The organism is Lacticaseibacillus salsurivasis, assembly GCF_036246225.1.
GTDB classification, from domain to species: Bacteria; Bacillota; Bacilli; order Lactobacillales; family Lactobacillaceae; genus Lacticaseibacillus; species Lacticaseibacillus salsurivasis.
In genome coordinates this window covers 83,913-96,652 of record NZ_BTTP01000009.1, presented here as the reverse complement: position 1 = coordinate 96,652, position 12,740 = coordinate 83,913, and the positions used below count along the sequence as shown (strand labels likewise).

The window sequence follows — 12,740 nt, the reverse complement described above, 5'->3', positions numbered from 1 at the left end:
ATGGGTGTACGGACTCATAGCCGAGTTCTCCTTGTAGTTGGTGTTGTGGTGATTCCATTTTACAAGGACTCAGGCTATGAGTCTTTTCTATTTGACTAATTTGTTGCACTTGAATTGTAAATCCGTCGCAATCAAAAACGCAGCGACCAAGTTTGTGAGAACTGGCCGCTGCGCCGTTAGTCAACGTTAACGCCATCGCCGGGGCGATGACATAAGTGAAGAGAAGCTCCATTCGATTCACCGCCAGGAGGCTCCAGCTGAGTTGGTCCAAGGTTTTTTGGATCGGTATGAGGACATGCCGGTCAAGGAACTGTGGCTGGTGGATGTGCCAGCAGGGGAGGAAAAGCTCGCCATTATTGGCGCCATGGCCAAGCGGATGGTCGCACGCGCCAATCGACCGATGAAAATCATCACCACCTTGGATCGGCGAGCGGCGCTGAAGGACGCCGATTTTGTCACCACTCAATTTCGCGTGGGGCAGCTGCCGGCCCGGGTCAACGATGAAAATATTCCGTTGAAATACGGTCTGGTCGGCCAAGAAACCGGCGGCACCGGGGAACTGATGATGGCGCTGCGCTCGATACCGGTGCTGCTGGCGAATGAACCTTACTTGCCGCAATTCGATTTTGCAGCCTTGCGCGCCAACGGGACGCTCAACTACAATTGATAGCAGTCGATGCTTGAGCCACATGGCACTGGCTGCGATTATCGTTTCATACTATTTATTTCAAACGGTAGATGGTGTTAACTAGAGATTAAGGGAAGCCGGTTTCGGACTGAATCATAGGTAGGGTGGAAGAAAAGTATGCAGAGTCACGAAGCAGTTGAATTAGCCTTAAGGGAAGCCATTATTGCTGGACAATATACCATCGGGGAAAAGCTACCGACTGAGCGCGTGTTGCTGACGCAGTTTCAGGTGTCCCGCTATGGGCTGCGGCAGGCGCTAAAGGTCTTGGTTGATGAAGGCCTGTTGCGCGCCGTTCAAGGCAGCGGCTACTTTGTGGAAGATCCTCGGCATCGGCAGCATAAGCAAGCGGCGCAGAAAATTATCGGCGTCATCACAACGCATTTGGCTGACTACATTTTTCCGCCGATTATTTCTGGGATTGACAGCGTCGTGAGCGCTGCCGGCTACGGCCTGATGCTGAGTAACACCCATAATGAATTTGCTAATGAACAGAGAAGCTTGCTGCGCATGATTGAGACCGGTGTGTCTGGCTTGATTATCGAGCCGACGCGCAGTGCCATGACCAATCCTAATTTAGCCCTGTATCGCCGGATTGCGTTGGCAGGGACGCCAGTGGTGTTCATCAACGCCGGCTACGCTGGACTGGCAGACTTTCCGACCTTGACCGTGGATGAGGCAAGCGGCGAGCGGCAGTTGGTTGAGTATTTACTCGAACAGGGCCACCGCAAGATTTTGGGACTCTTTCAGATTGATGATCAACAAGGCGTCAACCGCATGCAGGGCTTTGTTCAAGCCTATCAAGCCAAGCTGGCAGGGGTGACGAGCGGTAATGTGATGCTTTACCAGTCAGGTGATCGCCTGGCGGACCTTAAGGCGCGGATTCTTGACCAAGTGACAGGGGAGTTGAAGCCGACCGCGATTGCCTGTTACAACGATCAACTCGCCATTCGCCTGATTTCCTGGCTTGGGGAGATTGGTTTGAAAGTGCCAGCTGACATTTCCTTGGTCGGGTTTGACGATTATGAAATGAGCCGCTATCTGAACCCTGAGTTAACCACAGTGGTGCATCCGAAACGTCTGATGGGTGAGGATGCCGGGCGGGCGGTGCTAACGGCGATTGCGCAACAACGGCCAAGCTCACATCAATATCCGGCCAAGTTGATGTTACGCGCCTCAACCCGAGCGCTCAGGTAAATTGGTCCGAATTGGTTTGAAACAATTGAATTAATTTGATAGAGACGAATAAATCTCATACCTTGAAGTTGCACAAAGTGTGCAACTTCTTTTTTTATGGGTGGGAGAAACCAATGGAAAAGGCAATCAAACAAGCAATTCAAAGTGGCCGGCTGGTCTTGGGCCTGGAGCTGGGTTCGACGCGGATTAAAGCCGAGTTATTAACGGATCAATTAACGCCGGTCGCCACCGGCGCTTATGGCTGGACCAATGATTATCAAAACGGCAATTGGACCTACAGCCTGGCTCAGGTTTGGCGTGGGATCCAGGCCGCCTACCAAGCGCTGGCGACTGCAGTGAAGACGCAATACGATTGTCAGCTAGAACAGATTGGCGCCATCGGGATTAGTGCGATGATGCATGGTTATTTGGTTTTCGATGATGAAGATCAGCTGCTGACGCCTTTTCGGACTTGGCGCAATAACACGACGGCAGCGGCTTCAGCTGAGTTGTCCGAGTTGTTTGCCTTTAACATTCCCCAGCGCTGGAGTGTGGCACATCTTTACCAAGCAATTTTAAATGGCGAACCTGTGACTCGGATTAACACCATGACCACGCTCGCGGGATATGTGCATTGGCAGCTAACTGGGCAAAAGGTGCTTGGCGTTGGGGATGCAGCAGGGATGTTTCCCATTGACCCGGCAACCGGTCAGTATGACGCCACGAAACTGGCGTTATTCGACGCCTTGCCTGCCGTGCAGGCACAAGGACTGCATCTCAAGCGGCTTTTGCCGACGCCGTTAAAAGCGGGTACCGTTGCTGGTTATTTGACACCGGCTGGCGCGCGCTTGCTCGATCCTAGTGGCGTTTTGCAGGCTGGTGCCCTGATGGCCCCACCAGAAGGCGATGCCGGGACTGGTATGGTGGCGACTAACAGTGTGGCCATCAACTCAGGCAATATTTCGGTGGGGACTTCCGCGTTTGCCATGGTGGTTTTGCCAAGCGTCCCCAAGCACTGGGACCCTGCCATTGATCTTGTGGCGACGCCGACAGGGCAGCCAGTGGCGATGATTCACGCCAATAACTGCTCTTCTGATCTCAACGCTTGGGTCACGCTGTTGGGTGATGCCATCACCGCGGCGACAGGCATGGCGCCGAGTGACCTTTATCCCAAGCTCTTGGGGACTGTCCCTGACGCAGATGCCGATTTGGGCGGCTTGTTGGCTTTTGCAAACTTGTCAGGAGAAAACCTAACTCGAGTCGAGCAAGGGCGGCCGCTTCAGGTCCGGACGCCTAGTAGCCGGTTGACGCTACCCAATTTTATGGCCACGCAACTGTTTGCCGCTTTTGCCCCATTAACCATTGGGATGGCGCAGCTGCAGCAGGAAGTCAGTTTGAAACAAACCGCGATGGTCGCGCAAGGCGGCCTGTTCCAGACACCGAAGATTGCGCAGCAAGTTTTGGCCGATGCCTTGGGGGTGCCCATCACTGTGATGACCAACGCCGATGTTGGCGGTCCGTTTGGCATGGCGGTGTTGGCCTTGTTTGCCCAGCAAGGCGGCGGTGATTTAGCGGCTTTTCTGAAGCATCGGGTTTTTCAAGCAGCGACAGGCATCACCCTAACGCCGGTGGCCAAAGGGCAGGCCGCCTATCAGCAGTTCCTAATTCGTTATCAGCAGGCGCTGCCGCTGGCTCGGCAGGCGGGGAATTTAGTCGATTAGACCGATTGAATGGAGGATATGACATGAAATTAGCACAGGACTATGAGTTTTGGTTTGCCGTGGGGAGCCAAGCATTATATGGCGAAGAAACCCTGAAACAGGTGGAAGCAGACAGCCAGGTGATTGCGGCGCAATTAAACGCAAGTGGCACCTTGCCTTATCCAGTCGTGTTCAAAGGCGTGCTCACTACCGCCGACGGGATTACGGCCTTTATGAAAGAAGCCAACTATCGCGATCAAGTGGCCGGCGTCATTACCTGGATGCACACGTTCTCACCAGCTAAGAATTGGATTCGCGGGACCAAACTGTTGCAAAAGCCGCTGCTCCACCTCGCGACGCAGTTCCGCCAAGATATTCCCTACGAAACTATCGATTTTGATTATATGAATCTGAATCAAAGCGCCCATGGGGATCGTGAGTATGGCTACATCAATGCGCGGCTGGGGCTTCACAACAAAATCGTGTACGGCCATTGGGATACGCCGAAAGTGAAGGCGGAGATTGCGGCTTGGCAGGATGTGGCCGTGGCTTATGCTGAAAGTTTTCAGACCAAAGTGGCGCGTTTCGGCGATAACATGCGCAATGTGGCGGTGACCGATGGCGATCGCGTCGAGGCCCAGATTAAGTTTGGCTGGACCGTTGATTATTATGCCTTGCATGATGTGGTTGAGGTCATCGATGCGGTGACAGAAAATGACATTGATGACGCTTATGCGAAGTTAGTTGCGAAGTACCAAGTCGTGCGCGGAGACCGCGCGTCAGCGGCGTATGATCATGCTGTCCGCTATCAATTGCGTGAATATCTTGGCATCAAGCAGTTCTTAGACGACCGTGGCTACAACTGCTTTACCACCAATTTCGAGGATCTCCATGGGTTGGAGCAGCTTCCAGGATTGGCGGCACAGCTGCTGATGGCGGAAGGTTACGGTTTTGGGGCCGAAGGGGATTGGAAGACTTCTGCGCTCAGCCATGTGCTGAAGGTCATGGCGCATAATCAAAAAACTTCCTTCATGGAAGATTACACCTTGGATTTGCGACCAGGGCACGAGGCAATTTTGGGGTCGCATATGCTGGAAGTTGATCCCTCTATTGCGTCTGATCAGCCGCGCATCGAAGTCCATCCCTTGGATATTGGGGGCAAGGCCGATCCGGCTCGTCTGGTCTTCAATGGCAGTGCCGGAGCGGCCATCGATGTGACCTTGGCTGATTTTCGCGATGGCTTCAAGTTGATTGGCTACCCCGTTCATGCCAAGCAGGCCGAAAAACCGTTGCCCCACTTGCCGGTGGCCAGCCAGCTTTGGACCCCGACCGTTGGGTTAGAAAAAGGGGCCACCGCCTGGATTCAAAATGGGGGCGGTCACCACACGGTTTTGTCGTTCAACCTGACGATGGATCAAATTCAGGCGCTGGCGACGATGTTCGATGTTCAAGCTGTTGTGATTCAGTAGGAGGCTAGCATGTTAGAAAAGCTGAAAGAAGAAGTCTATGAGGCGAATATGCAGCTGCCCAAGCTGAACCTGGTGACTTTTACTTGGGGGAATGTTTCCGGCATTGATCGGGAGGCGGGTTTGTTTGTGATTAAGCCGTCAGGGGTGGCTTATGAGACCCTAAAGCCCAGCGATATGGTGGTGGTGAACCTGAAAGGGGAAGTGGTGGAAGGTGATTTGCGCCCATCCAGTGATACCCCCACGCATGTCGTCTTATACAACCAGTTCAAAGACATCGGTGGGATTGTGCACACGCACTCACCTTACGCGGTGACGTTTGCCAGTGCTAATCTCGATGTTCCGGCGCTCAACACTACTGCTGCCGACACCTTCTATGGGGATGTCCCAGTGTCGGATCCGCTGTCGCAAGCTCAAATCGAACGGGCTTACGAAGAGGAAACCGGCAACGTGATTGTGAAAACCTTCCAGGAACGCCATTTGGATCATGACGCGGTGCCGGCGGTGCTGGTTAGCCAGCACGGGCCTTTTACATGGGGGGCAACGCCGGCCAAGGCGGTTTATAACGCCAAGGTGCTTGAAGTGGTCAGCCAGATTGATTATCAAGCCATGACTTTAAGTTCAACCGACCATCATGTACCGCAGTACCTGCTGGATAAGCATTATTATCGCAAGCATGGCAAGCATGCCTATTATGGTCAAAAATAAGCCTTCAGCAACAAAAAACTGCCAGTCCTGTATCAAACAGGGCTGGCAGTTTCTTTAGGCTTCGGGGTTTATTCGCCTGGCTTGTAGTCTTCGTCAATCACCAGCACTGGCTTGATGGTTTTTCCGGAGCGGGAGTCGGCGTTAGCTTCGTTGATCTGATCGAACTTGTAGAACTTTTCGGTTTTATCGAAGTCGAAGACACCCATCTTGTAGAAGTCGATTAAGCGGGGGATGTCGACTTGCGGAATGGAGTCGCCCATGTTGACGCCGACAATCTTTTTGTCGTTGACGCACAGGTCGTTCCAAGTGTCGACGTCAATGTGATTTGGTGTGACGGCAATCGTTGCCGTGGTGCCGCCTTGGGCCAAGACTTTGATGGAGTCTTCCATGACCTTGGTGACGCCAGTGGTATCAACGGCCCAGTCAACCCCGTAGCCGCCGGTCAGGTCTTGCGCCGCCTTGACCACGTCGATGCCTTTGGAGTTGATCACATCGGTTGCGCCCAGTTCCTTGGCCAATTCGAGCCGTGAGTCCACGATGTCGATGCCGATGACCTTGGTGCAGCCGGAAATTCGGCCTGCCATCATGGCAGCCAGGCCAACCGCGCCGGTGCCAAAGACGGCAATGGTGTCGCCTGGTTTTGGCTTCAGGGTGTTCAAAACGGTGCCGGAGCCGGTGACATAGCCGCAGCCCAGCGGCCCCAACTTGCGCAGGTCAAGGTCCTTGTCGACTTTCACCGCGTTGCGTTCACGCACAACGGTGGTGGTGGTGAAGGAGCTTTGGTCGAACATGTCGGCAACATGGTGACCATCTTCAGTGAAGTGGCTGGAGCCGTCGGGCCGAATGCCAGACAGGTTGTTATGCGCGTAATTTTCACATTGCGTCGGGATGCCCTTCAAGCAGCTCTTACAGTTGCCGCAAGCATAAAAGCTAAGCACAACATGATCACCCGGCTTGAATTGGGTGACTTCCGGGCCGACTTTTTCGACAATCCCGGAACCCTCATGGCCGAGCACGATAGGATAGTCAATCACCGCGTCGCCAATGCGCAAGGCTTCGTCAGAGTGGCAAATCCCACTGGCCACCATGTGCACTTGAATGTCATCTGGTCCCATTTCCGCTAATTCAATATTATCTTTAATCACAAAATCGGCGTTTTGCTTCTCAACAACAGCTGCTTTGATCTTCAATCTGAACACTCCTTTGGGAAATTGGATTTAACACATGATCATTATTTCACGAATTATCGGAAAAATAAAGCGGTTTCATAACGGAACGGATGTCAGTATCACAGGCTGTAGTTGCGTTGCGCTGGGCAACGCCCGAGCAGCTAACTACGCTTGTGACCTCGCCGCCAAAACCTGGCGGCAATGTCGCAAGCTAGGTTACCCGTCGGGCTAAGTACGCCCAGCTTCACAGCCTGGTAGTTGCTTTCGTAAGATTAAAATATTATGATAAACACAATTCGCTTTGCCATTTTGGTTAGGCGAGAGGTGACTAACCGTTAACGAAGGAGAATTGTATGAAGAAAACACTCAAATCATTACTCGCGGTTTTGGCGGTGCTAGCGGTGACCACGCTGGCCGCGTGCTCGCTGTTTTTGCAGAAGACCACATTGGTGAATACGCAAATCGCTGGGGATAAAACCACCATTACGTATTACACCAAGCGCAATTCCGACAAGGTCGTGAAGCAAGAAGCGCTCAGCGAAGTGACGCTTTCCAAGTTAATGGGTAGTAAGAGTAAAAAGCAAACCAACGCTGCTTATGCCAAAATGAAGGCTGCCGTGAAGCCATACAAGGGACTGGCTGGCGTGACGACAGAAGTGAAGCGCGATGGCGACAAGGCTACGCAAAAAATCACCATCGATTACACTAAGGTCAACATGAAAAAGCTGAAGGCCGCTGAAGGCGCCGGGACTGGCACAGCGGATAGCGTGAGCCTGAAGCAATCCGTCGGCGTGCTGAAGGCCGCTGGCTATGAAGAAAAGTAATTAACAATGGGTAGGCAATCCGCGGATTGCCTACCCATCTTGTTATTCCAAATAAAGACGCTTCAAATCTTTGATGTCGCTGTCAGTCAAACCCAGATGCTCCTTGGCATACGCCGGCCAGCCGCCGTATTGTTTGACGACGGTTTGCACGGCTTCAAAGTAGCTATCATCGGCCGGCTGAGAATTCATGCCCATCACCATGCGGTTGGTCATGGGCAAATCGGCAGCGGCCTGATCACCGGTGAAACGATCCATCAAAATATCATTGGTGACGATGTAATCTTGATGGGCGACTTTTTCCGGCACATCGAGCAGGCCTTCAATCAGCATCGCGACCACGCCGGTGCGATCCTTGCCGGCAAAGCAGTGAAACAAGGTTGCGCCGGTTTCGTTTTGCACCAGGAGCTGGATCACCTTGCGTAGCATCTTCGCGGTGCGCGGGTCCGTGGCCATGTAGCGGTAAGAATCGCGGGCGAGGGTGAAGTGAGCGGCTTTGGAAGCGAGCCGAAACTTCATCATGAAGTGGGGATGATCTGCAAAGGGGTAAAGCGACAAGTTGTGGTAAGCCACGCCTGGTAGCTCGACATCTGGCGCCTTGCTACGGTCGGCGGGCTGGCGCAGGTCGATGTCGGTGTTCAACCCGATCTCAAGCAGATGCTGCTGAACGGCTTCCGGCATGTAAGTAATCAAGCCGGAGCGGTACAGTTTGTGTTTGCGAATGGTGTGGCCGTCGCGGGTGTGATAGCCGCCGATATCGCGCAGGTTAATGGTGCCAGGTAATTCAATCAGGTGCGCTAAAGCTGAGTCACTCAAGAGTGCGCCTCCTATAAAATATATTCAGCGTAAGTTTATCATTTTTTGAGTGAAAGCGCGGTCGAAATCGTCAATTCGAGCCATCTGGTTGAAAGACGCTGATGCGTTTCAATGTTTCACGTGGAAACCAATGACCTTCGCGCTTGAGTTCCACCCAGTATTCCACGCCGTTGATTTTCATGGCGTAGGCCGCGACGCCTTTGCTACCTTGATTGTCGCTATCTAGCACGACGCGGTAGTTGTCTGCTTCCAACTGGCGAGCGGTTTCGACATCGGTGTAATCGGTCAGCGTGACGTTTTCGGCGTTCAATGTTTTCAAAGTGGTGGTGCGGGCGACATAATCAGGCCACAGCCACAAGGCAAAACCAAATAAACCAGCAGCTAGCAGCAGCCCGAGGGTGGTCACCAACTTTTTGAACATCGCCGTCGCCTCCTTCACGTTCTCATCGTTAGATTATCATGTTACGGCCCACGCGGTGGTTAAGTCTCAGTTAAGTCTTTTGTCAGGCGGCAAAAGGCGGTAAGCTGTGTAAAGACAGGAGGAAGATCGATGATAACTAGTGCAGAACGACAAGCGCAGATTCGCATGGCGCTTCAAGACGGCGCCGCGCCAATCAGCGCCACCGCTTTTGGCAAACGCTTCGGGGTGAGCCGCCAGACCATTGTGGGCGACGTGGCGTTGATGCGCGCTCGCGGCGAGCAAATCGTGGCCACGCCGCGGGGCTACATGTACACCACCGAAGACGCCCACACCGCCATCATCGTCTGCCGCCACACGCCGCAGCAAGCGGGGGATGAACTGGCGCGGGTGATCGATAACGGCGGGGCGGTGCTGGATGTGATGGTTGACCACCCGCTGTACGGCCAGCTGCGCGGTGAATTGCAGATTCACACGCAAACCGATATCAACTTGTTTTTGGCCCGGATGCAAGAAGGCCATGGCAAGATGCTGTCAGAGTTAACGGGTGGCGTGCATTTGCATACGATTGCCTATGACACCCCGGCCCAGCTGACGGCGATTAAGCAAGCGTTACGCGAAAGTGGTTACTTATATGAAGAAACCAGCCGCTAAGCTGACCCGCTGGTTGCTGCTGGCGGTGGGGCTGGTGACGCTGATGCTCGCTGGCTGTCAGGCCACCACGCGGCGCACCACCTTCACCAAAAACGATGGCGAAGAGCAAACCACCATGATTTTTTATACTAAGGGCAATGCCGATGTGGTGGATAAGCAGGTGACCAAGCTGGACATTGATTTGGTCAAAACCATGGGCACCAAAAATGCTTCAACGCTCAATGACGGCTGGCACATTATGCAACAAGACGCCAAGGCGCATGCCAAGCTGCGCGGGGTGAAAGCCTCAGTTTCACGCCAGCAAAATATCGTGCATGAGGTGATTACCGTTGACACCGCGACAGTGGACTTTGCCAAGTTGGCGAAGCTGGATGACCAGGTGCTGGCTGGCAAAACGGATCATATCGGGCTGGCGAATGTGACGCAGACCCTGAAGGCGGACGGGTATCACGAGGTGAAGTAACGGCGCGCGGCTTCAACGCCCAAAACTAGGCTATCTGTCCGGCTAAGAACGGTCCTGTTCCGCAGCTTGTAGTTGCGCTCCACAGGGCCAACGCCGGAGCATATAGCTATGCCTGAAGCCTCACCGCCAAAGAGCGGCGGCAAGACTTCAGGCTAGGCTATCTGTCCGGCTAAGAGCGGCCCTGTTCCGCAGCCTTCGCAGCCTGTTCTAGTTGCGCTCAGTCGAGCAACGGGGACGTGTCCAGCTACGCGCTATGCCTCGAAGCCAAAGAACGGCTTCAATGCCTAGCGCTAGGCTGGCCAGTCCCCTAAATGCGCTCGACTTCGCAGCGTGTTCTAGTTGCGCTCAGGTCGGCAACGCACGAGTGTCTAGCTACGGCTAAGTCCTCGCCGCTACAAACCAGCGGCAATGCCTTAGCCTAGGCTAGCCATCGTGCTAAACCCGCCGACCTTCGCAGCGTGTTTTAGTTGCGCTCAGGTCGGCAACGCGTGAGCGATTAGCTACGCTCTGGGCCTCGAAGCCAAAGAACAGCTTCAATGCCCAGAGCTAGGCTACTCGTCACGCTAAGGGCGCCGACCTTCGCAGCCTGTTCAAATATGTTAGAATAGACTGGCAATCTATGGCGATTAGCGTATGGCGAAAGCGAGTTAACGATGAAAAAATTACTAGAAAGAATTACGTTGCCGGCCTTTTTGGAGGATTCGCGGCTGCGGACTTTGGCCTTGGTGATGACCGTACTGGCGGCGATCGATGTGATCGTGGCGGCGTTCATTCGGCCTTGGCTGGCCATTTTACTGTTTGTGTTTCTGGTGGGCTTGGTGGTCGCCACCTTTTTTGCGTTAGAACGCATTACCGTCAGCACGAACAAGTACATTTCAGATTTGTCCTACCGCATTAAGCGCGGTGAGCAAGAAGCCTTGATCAAGATGCCGGTAGGGATATTGATTTTCGACAAGGCGATGAAGATTGAGTGGGCAAATCCTTACTTACTGCAATACTTCCATGAATCAGATATCTTAGGCGAGTCGCTGCCGGAGTTGGATCCGGATTTGGCGAAGGTCATCAGCGAACATCAAGACAGCAATGAGCTGGCTGAGGTGCACTGGGGCGGCCATGATTTTGAATTGACCGTGCAAAAGAGTATCGGCGTGGCGTACTTGATGGATGTCACGCGTTACGCTCAGATTGAGGCCAAGGCGGAAGGCGAACGCATCGCCATTGGCCAGGTGTTCCTGGATAACTACGATGAAGTGACCCAGACCTTGGATGATCAGGCCACCACCAATCTGAATTCCTATGTCACCAACCAAATGAGCAACTGGGCCAGCCACTTTGGCATGTTCGTTAAGCGAGTGGCCACTGACCGGTTCCTGTTGATTGCCTACGTGCGGTCTCTGGAAGCCGTAGAAAAAGATAAGTTCAAAATTCTCGATCAGATTCGCGAGGAAACCTCGAAGCAAAACTATCCGTTGACGCTGTCAGTGGGGATTGCCTATGGTGAGGCCGACTTGGCGCAACTGGCGGTGACGTCGCAGTCGAACCTGGATCTGGCGTTAGGCCGCGGCGGCGATCAGGTCGTGGTCCGCGAAAAGAATGGTCAGGCCCGGTTCTACGGCGGCAAGACCAACCCGATGGAAAAGCGGACCCGGGTGCGGGCGCGGATGATTTCTGGCGCGCTGCAGGAATTGTTCAAGCAAACGGATAAAGTGTTCGTGGTTGGGCACAATCGGCCCGACATGGATGCTATCGGCGCTGCGCTGGGCATTCGCCGCATCGCTCAGATGAACGGCAAAGAGTGTTATGTGGTGATTAACCCGGAACACCTGCATTCCGATGTCGAACGGTTGATGAGCGCCGTGGGCAAGGATCCAGATATTGGCAACGCGATTGTGACGCCGGAAGCGGCGCTGGCCGAGGCCACGGACCAATCCCTGCTGATTTTGGTGGACCACAGTAAGCGGTCCATCACCGCAGCGCCAGATTTGTATGACCGGCTGGCGACGCGCACGGTGATTATTGACCATCACCGGCGTGGGGAAGAATTCCCAGAAGATCCGATGCTGGTTTACATCGAACCTTACGCGTCCTCGACTTGTGAGCTGATTACCGAAATGTTCGAATATCAGCCAAAAGGGATGCCGACGTTGAGCAAGTTGGAAGCCACCGCGATGCTGGCTGGGATCACCGTCGACACCAAGAACTTTTCGATGCGCACTGGCACGCGGACCTTTGATGCGGCGTCGTACCTGCGCAGTCTGGGCGCTGATCCGCAAATGACCCAGGACTTTTTGAAGGAAAGTGTCGATTCATACATTCAAAAGAACCATCTTATCGACACAATTGAAATGATTACCCCAGCTATGGCATTATGTACAGGGGAAGACAATGAAGCCTATGATCCCGTCATTGCGGCGCAGGCGGCTGATACGCTACTGACGCTCAATGGGATTGAAGCCAGTTTCGTCATCACGCGCCGCTCGGATCGCAAAGTCGGCATTTCCGCGCGCAGCTTGGGCGATGTGAATGTCCAGGTGCTGATGGAGAAACTCGGCGGCGGTGGGCATTTGAGTAATGCCGCCACCCAAGTGGAAGGCAAGTCAGTGTCTGAAGTGCGGACCATGCTATTGGCCGCCATCAAGGATGAAGCAGCAAACAACTAGAAAG

At 53.7% G+C, this 12,740-nt stretch carries 11 protein-coding genes and 2 pseudogenes; 9 read left to right on the top strand and 4 right to left on the bottom strand.

Annotated elements, in window-relative coordinates; translation table 11 throughout:
- Positions 1-232 (bottom strand): annotated as a pseudogene (locus AAA927_RS08085) (hypothetical protein); the annotation flags it as partial.
- Here AAA927_RS08085 and AAA927_RS08080 point away from each other — a divergent pair.
- From AAA927_RS08080 to AAA927_RS08060, 5 genes and pseudogenes are all read left to right on the top strand, one after another.
- Positions 212-595, top strand: a pseudogene (locus tag AAA927_RS08080) (family 4 glycosyl hydrolase); the annotation flags it as partial. The pseudogenes AAA927_RS08085 and AAA927_RS08080 overlap by 21 nt on opposite strands.
- 210 nt (positions 596-805) lie before the next feature.
- Positions 806-1,882 carry a GntR family transcriptional regulator gene (locus AAA927_RS08075; protein WP_338217328.1) on the top strand — a complete coding sequence of 359 codons (1,077 nt, stop codon included), beginning with the start codon at positions 806-808 and terminating at the stop codon, positions 1,880-1,882.
- Between the two features lie 113 nt (positions 1,883-1,995).
- A complete protein-coding gene (locus AAA927_RS08070; protein WP_338217326.1) occupies positions 1,996-3,582 on the top strand; it encodes an FGGY-family carbohydrate kinase in 1,587 nt (528 codons plus the stop codon).
- A gap of 23 nt (positions 3,583-3,605) precedes the next feature.
- A complete protein-coding gene (gene araA, locus AAA927_RS08065; protein ID WP_338217324.1) occupies positions 3,606-5,030 on the top strand; it encodes an L-arabinose isomerase in 1,425 nt (474 codons plus the stop codon).
- Between the two features lie 9 nt (positions 5,031-5,039).
- On the top strand, positions 5,040-5,735 hold the full coding sequence (locus AAA927_RS08060; RefSeq protein WP_125580229.1) for an L-ribulose-5-phosphate 4-epimerase: 696 nt from the start codon (positions 5,040-5,042) through the stop codon (positions 5,733-5,735).
- A 68-nt stretch (positions 5,736-5,803) separates the two neighbouring features.
- Here the strand turns inward: AAA927_RS08060 and AAA927_RS08055 are convergent, their stop codons facing one another.
- The gene (locus AAA927_RS08055) at positions 5,804-6,925 is read right to left on the bottom strand and encodes an NAD(P)-dependent alcohol dehydrogenase (RefSeq protein WP_338217321.1); all 1,122 of its coding nucleotides are present in this window, start codon (positions 6,923-6,925) and stop codon (positions 5,804-5,806) included.
- Between the two features lie 332 nt (positions 6,926-7,257).
- Here AAA927_RS08055 and AAA927_RS08050 point away from each other — a divergent pair, with 332 nt between their 5' ends.
- Positions 7,258-7,728 carry a DUF1307 domain-containing protein gene (locus AAA927_RS08050; RefSeq protein WP_125580225.1) on the top strand — a complete coding sequence of 157 codons (471 nt, stop codon included), beginning with the start codon at positions 7,258-7,260 and terminating at the stop codon, positions 7,726-7,728.
- Positions 7,729-7,770: 42 nt separating this feature from the next.
- Here AAA927_RS08050 and AAA927_RS08045 read toward each other — a convergent pair whose 3' ends face one another.
- Together AAA927_RS08045 and AAA927_RS08040 are read right to left on the bottom strand one after the other, a co-directional pair.
- Positions 7,771-8,541 carry a tyrosine-protein phosphatase gene (locus AAA927_RS08045; RefSeq protein ID WP_338217319.1) on the bottom strand — a complete coding sequence of 257 codons (771 nt, stop codon included), beginning with the start codon at positions 8,539-8,541 and terminating at the stop codon, positions 7,771-7,773.
- 70 nt (positions 8,542-8,611) lie between these two features.
- Positions 8,612-8,962, bottom strand: a complete 351-nt coding sequence (locus tag AAA927_RS08040) for a hypothetical protein (protein WP_338217317.1) — start codon at positions 8,960-8,962, stop codon at positions 8,612-8,614.
- Between the two features lie 132 nt (positions 8,963-9,094).
- Here AAA927_RS08040 and AAA927_RS08035 point away from each other — a divergent pair, with 132 nt between their 5' ends.
- From AAA927_RS08035 to AAA927_RS08025, 3 genes are all read left to right on the top strand, one after another.
- Positions 9,095-9,613: a transcription repressor NadR gene (locus AAA927_RS08035; RefSeq protein WP_125580375.1), complete on the top strand. Its 519-nt coding sequence runs from the start codon at positions 9,095-9,097 to the stop codon at positions 9,611-9,613.
- Positions 9,594-10,076, top strand: a complete 483-nt coding sequence (locus AAA927_RS08030) for a DUF1307 domain-containing protein (RefSeq protein WP_338217315.1) — start codon at positions 9,594-9,596, stop codon at positions 10,074-10,076. The genes AAA927_RS08035 and AAA927_RS08030 overlap by 20 nt, the downstream gene beginning before the upstream one ends.
- 653 nt (positions 10,077-10,729) lie before the next feature.
- A complete protein-coding gene (locus tag AAA927_RS08025) occupies positions 10,730-12,736 on the top strand; it encodes a DHH family phosphoesterase (protein WP_338217313.1) in 2,007 nt (668 codons plus the stop codon).
- The last annotated feature ends 4 nt before the right edge of the window (positions 12,737-12,740 follow it).

Coding starts and splice junctions, on each gene's coding strand:
- AAA927_RS08060 (WP_125580229.1), top strand. CDS start 5,040: ATGTTAGAAAAGCTGAAAGAAGAAGTCTATGAGGCGAATATGCAGCTG.
- AAA927_RS08040 (WP_338217317.1), bottom strand. CDS start 8,962: ATGTTCAAAAAGTTGGTGACCACCCTCGGGCTGCTGCTAGCTGCTGGT.
- AAA927_RS08075 (WP_338217328.1), top strand. CDS start 806: ATGCAGAGTCACGAAGCAGTTGAATTAGCCTTAAGGGAAGCCATTATT.
- araA (WP_338217324.1), top strand. CDS start 3,606: ATGAAATTAGCACAGGACTATGAGTTTTGGTTTGCCGTGGGGAGCCAA.
- AAA927_RS08030 (WP_338217315.1), top strand. CDS start 9,594: ATGAAGAAACCAGCCGCTAAGCTGACCCGCTGGTTGCTGCTGGCGGTG.
- AAA927_RS08025 (WP_338217313.1), top strand. CDS start 10,730: ATGAAAAAATTACTAGAAAGAATTACGTTGCCGGCCTTTTTGGAGGAT.
- AAA927_RS08070 (WP_338217326.1), top strand. CDS start 1,996: ATGGAAAAGGCAATCAAACAAGCAATTCAAAGTGGCCGGCTGGTCTTG.
- AAA927_RS08050 (WP_125580225.1), top strand. CDS start 7,258: ATGAAGAAAACACTCAAATCATTACTCGCGGTTTTGGCGGTGCTAGCG.